The sequence below is a fragment of the Cellulomonas sp. ACRRI genome, from assembly GCF_022346185.1.
GTDB lineage: Bacteria > Actinomycetota > Actinomycetes > Actinomycetales > Cellulomonadaceae > Cellulomonas.
Genome location: NZ_JAKRMS010000255.1, coordinates 1 through 1,422, shown reverse-complemented (window position 1 = coordinate 1,422; position 1,422 = coordinate 1). Strand labels below are relative to the sequence as shown.

The following is a 1,422-nucleotide window of genomic DNA, read 5'->3' as shown; positions in this document are numbered from 1 at the left end:
GCTCAGCAGCACCGCGTGGTAGCCGAGCGACGCGGCGACCTCGGCCTCGGCCACCGCCTGGGCGGTCGGCCCCGCGACGCCGGCGACCCGGACGAAGGGCCGCGGGTCCGCGGCGAGCGCGCCGTCCAGGGTGTCGGCCGCGAGCGCGAGCACCGGCTCGTACAGGCCGACGTCCCGGATCTCGAACTGCGTGGTGTGCACCCCGACGGCGACGCCGCCCGCCCCGGCCGCGGCGTAGTACCGGGTCAGCGCGCGCTGGTGCCGCTCGTCGAGCCGCCGGTCCTCGGTGAGCGCGAGCGGGTGCGCCGGGATCACCGTCCCGGCGCGGAGCAGGGCCGCGACGTCGCACGGCAGCGCGGGCGCGGCCATCAGAACCGCCCGTCCCGGACGGCCCACTTGGTGGGCTTCCCGCTGGTCGGCAGGCCGGCCGCGAGCCACTGCGCCTGCCAGTCGACGAGCGTGCCCGCGGTGACCTCGGGGTAGCCGAACAGGTCGAGGCACCGGGTGGCGTCGTTGAGCAGCGCCGTGCCGGCCGGCGCGCCCGTGAACGCGACGTCTCGCCCGAGGCCCGCGGCGAGCCGGCGGGCGACCCGCTCGACCGGCAGCACCTCCGGCCCGGTGAGGTTGAGCGTGAACACGTCGGGCGACGCGTGCGCCGTGGCGCGCAGCGTGACCTCGTTCGCGTACCCCTGCCACACCACGTTCACGTGGCCGGTGGTGAGGTCGACCGGCTCGCCGGCGAGGATCGTCGAGGCGATGTCGTAGAGCACGCCGTACCGCAGGTCGACGGCGTAGTTGAGCCGGATCAGCGACACCGGCGTGCCCCGGGTCAGGGCGCCGTGCGCGAACACCCGCTCCCGGCCCAGGCAGGACATCGCGTACTCGCCGACCGGCCCGACCGGGTGGTCCTCGGCGGCGCCCTGGCTGCCCACCGGCACCAGCGGGTAGACGTTCCCCGTGGAGAACGCCGTGATCCGGCTGTCCCGGTACCGGCGCGCCACGCGGTCCGGCAGCGCCGCGTTCACGGCCCACGCCCAGGACGGCGCCGCCGCCGCGCCGAACTTCGCCCCCACCATGAACAGCACATCCGCGCCGTCCGGCAGCGCCGCGGGGTCGTCGTCGCCGAGCAGGTCGGCCGTGACCACCCGGACGCCCGCGGCACGCAGCCGGTCGGCCTGGGCGCGGTCGGACCACCGCGAGACGGCGTGCACCGCGTCGCCGTCGCGCCCGGCCGCGTCGAGGGCGCGCCGGGCGAGCACGGCGAGCGTGGGGCCCATCTTGCCGCCGGCGCCGAGGATGACCAGGTCACCGGCGCCGCGGGCCAGGTCGGCGACCAGGGCGGCCGACGGGGTGGTGAGCCGGTCCTCGAGCTCCTGCTCGGAGGTGAACATGCGGGTCCTTCCGGGTGGGACGTGCGGGGAG

At 77.1% G+C, this 1,422-nt stretch carries 1 protein-coding gene and 1 pseudogene; both read right to left on the bottom strand.

Annotation, left to right across the window (positions count from 1 at the left end; all coding sequences use genetic code 11):
* A pseudogene (locus MHY85_RS20995) lies at positions 1-369 on the bottom strand (dihydrodipicolinate synthase family protein); the annotation flags it as partial.
* Entirely contained in the window at positions 369-1,391 is a 1,023-nt protein-coding gene (locus MHY85_RS20990; RefSeq protein WP_239200396.1) for an NAD(P)-dependent oxidoreductase, read from the bottom strand. The pseudogene MHY85_RS20995 and the gene MHY85_RS20990, both read right to left, overlap by 1 nt.
* Between the last annotated feature and the right edge of the window lie 31 nt (positions 1,392-1,422).